The following is a 1,959-nucleotide window of genomic DNA, read 5'->3' on the forward strand; positions in this document are numbered from 1 at the left end:
ACAGGAGTCTGGACTTGACTCACTTCCTTTATTATTTTTCATTTTTTTAAACTATTTAATACTAATGTCTTTTATAATAGCTTTTCATATATTATATAATCAATCTTTATAAGTCCTTTTATAAATTTCTTTTCTACCATTTTCGATAAATTCCTGTTTAATATTTTTAATTCCATAAACAATAGTTTCAATAGGATAATATTCTTCAACTATATCTTGATATTCTTTTGCTTTCTCAATATCTATATTTCCATACATTCTTAATATATCTTCTCCAAAATTTGTTCCTATTTCTTCTTCACTATCTTCAAGTAAGTATATAAAATCACAATATTCATCTATAATTCCAGAATCTCCAAAATCAATTATTCCAGTTAATCTATTATTGCCATCTAACAATAGATGATTACAACTAAAATCATTATGGCATAAACACTTTTTACCCTCAAAAACTGTTGTTGCATTTAGTCTTTCCATAAAACTTTCTATATAATCTTTTTCTATATCAGTTAAATCATTATAAATAGTTTCACGCAACAATATATACTCTTCTAATACATTTTGTTTATTATCAATAGTACATTCACTAATATCTGTATAATCTAAACCGTGCATTTGTCTTAAAAAACTGGCAATATCTCGTTTTAACAAATTTTGTTCTTCTTCTGACATAGTAGAATAAATTTCTGGTGTTAAAAAAGTTCCTTTAATTTCTTTATAACCTAGTATAGATAATTCATCACTAATATACGAATATTCAATATTAGGAATTTTTACATTAGTTTCTAAATTTGTATTTAAAAAATTATATATTGCTTTTTCTTTTGCATAACCTTTTTTCTTATTAGTACTAAATTTTGTTTTAAAAATGTATTCATTATTAACTAAATATGCCACACTATCATAACCACTACCGATTATTTCAATACTATCTACTTTGAAATTATCAAAGTAATGCTCAATTAAATATTTCATTGCCTTAACATTTGTGGCATTATCATCATATCTATATTCCATTAAATAACAATCTTCTTTTTTGCCCTCGTGTAATTCATGTTCTGGCAAATCTTCAATAATTCTAAAACCAGATTTTTGGTATGCCCTTATTGCTCTTGGATTATTTTTATGAGGGTCTAAAATAACTGCATTAGCATTTCTTTCTTTTTTCAAAAATTCAAAAATCAATTTAATATATCTTGTACCAATTCCTTTACTCCAATAATTTGGCTCTCCTATAAATTGATCCATACCATAGACTATCTCATCAGTTTTTGGATAATGATAATCAGTATATAACTCATCATACATTTTATATATTTGTCCATATCCAATAGGAACATTGTTATATTCAATAATTACTCTAAAAACTTCATCTTCCCAAGGCTCTGTATAATGTTTTTTTAATGATTCTAATGTATATTTTTTATCTCTACCACCATAAAATTCTAATACTCTTTCATCAGTTAACCATTTTAACATCAAAGGAAAATCATCATCTATTAAAGTTCTTATACATATTTCATTTTCAACTATATTCATTTATTTATCACCTTTTTCATAATCATATACATATACTATTTCATCTTTATAATCATTTTTACCACCTAATTTTTCATATACATGGCAAGCTCTAGGATTACCTTTATCAGTTATTAAAAACATTTCAGAACAACCAATCTCTTTAGAATATTCCTTAATAAAAGATAATAATTTTGAACCATAACCTTTGTCTTGATAGTTAGGTAACATTCCTATTGAGTGTAAATAAAACATTGTTTTTCCATCAGGTCTTAAAAGTGTATAGCAATATGCAAATCCTATAATTTTATTATTTTCTTTAGCTATAAACCCAAATGAACTGGTATCATTAAGAAATCCTTTTAAATTATCAATATCAAAAACCATATTATCATCAATTAAAACTTCTTCCATAAACTCAGTCAAGTCCAGACTCCTGTG

Annotated in this window: 2 protein-coding genes; both read right to left on the reverse strand. The window is 24.9% G+C overall.

Features of this window, described 5'->3' with window-relative positions; all coding sequences use genetic code 11:
- Nucleotides 1–99: 99 nt before the first annotated feature.
- Nucleotides 100–1,539 carry a bifunctional aminoglycoside N-acetyltransferase AAC(6')-Ie/aminoglycoside O-phosphotransferase APH(2'')-Ia gene (locus tag KA873_RS13470; RefSeq protein ID WP_001028144.1) on the reverse strand — a complete coding sequence of 480 codons (1,440 nt, stop codon included), beginning with the start codon at nucleotides 1,537–1,539 and terminating at the stop codon, nucleotides 100–102.
- The coding region (locus KA873_RS13475; RefSeq protein WP_046091389.1) for a GNAT family N-acetyltransferase at nucleotides 1,540–1,959 on the reverse strand (420 nt) is incomplete at its 5' end.

It is taken from the genome of Staphylococcus sp. GDY8P45P (assembly GCF_017892745.1).
In the GTDB taxonomy this organism is placed as follows: domain Bacteria; phylum Bacillota; class Bacilli; order Staphylococcales; family Staphylococcaceae; genus Staphylococcus; species Staphylococcus cohnii.